Source organism: Streptomyces tateyamensis (genome assembly GCF_003205575.1).
GTDB classification, from domain to species: Bacteria; Actinomycetota; Actinomycetes; order Streptomycetales; family Streptomycetaceae; genus Kitasatospora; species Kitasatospora tateyamensis.
Genome location: NZ_PYBW01000209.1, coordinates 1 through 719, shown reverse-complemented (window position 1 = coordinate 719; position 719 = coordinate 1). Strand labels below are relative to the sequence as shown.

Below are 719 nucleotides of genomic sequence, written 5' to 3'. Positions count from 1 at the left end.
GTCGCCGGGCGCGAACCGACGGAGTAGGAACGGGACTTAACGCCCTGTCAGAGCTTGTGCATCGTGGCGTAGGGCTGGGTGATGCGTTCGCGTCGCGATCCGAAGTCGACGAGTACCGCGATATCGCTGTCACCTTCGACCCCGATGGCCCGGCCGAGGCCGTAGGTGTCGTGGGTGACGCGGTCGCCGACGGCGAAGTGCTTGCGCGGCGCTTCGATCCGGGCCTTGAAGGGGCTGGTGGGCAGGGCGCGGCGGACTGCAGATCTGGTCATCCCCTACAGTATGCGCCGAAAATCGTGGGAGCGGGCCTTTCCGGTGCGCTCGATTTCTGAGCAGCGGCAGAAATTTCGCGCGCACCGTCCACGAGGATCACGGATGGCACCGGTGGGCGCGCCGGGTGGCCGGCGCGGCGGGGCAGGCCCTTGGCGCCCGCGCGGTGCACCCGTCCGAGGACGTGGGTCGCGGGCCTCGGACGGCTGGCGCCGCCAGCTCAACCAGGCTGTGGTTCATCCGCGTTGACGGTCAGGTCACCTCGCCCCCTGCGGCCTCCGGGACGGGGTCCGGCAGAACCGGGGGTGGAATGTCCGCCCGTGGCGGGCCTGCGCCTGCTACAGTCGTCCTAGTTGCAGTAGTGGTTCCCATGAACGTTTGCGCGCCTGCTGACATATCGCAGGCGCATTTTCATTTCCCGGTTCTTTTCCGGGTGGGTGCTCATCGCG

At 68.0% G+C, this 719-nt stretch carries 1 protein-coding gene; it reads right to left on the bottom strand.

Annotated elements, in window-relative coordinates; all coding sequences use genetic code 11:
- Positions 1–47: 47 nt before the first annotated feature.
- The gene (locus tag C7C46_RS32560; protein ID WP_110673523.1) at positions 48–272 is read right to left on the bottom strand and encodes a hypothetical protein; all 225 of its coding nucleotides are present in this window, start codon (positions 270–272) and stop codon (positions 48–50) included.
- Positions 273–719 lie beyond the last annotated feature (447 nt).

Bases quoted from the DNA above. Each gene is read 5' to 3' on its own strand.
- C7C46_RS32560 (WP_110673523.1), bottom strand. From the start codon at position 272: ATGACCAGATCTGCAGTCCGCCGCGCCCTGCCCACCAGCCCCTTCAAG.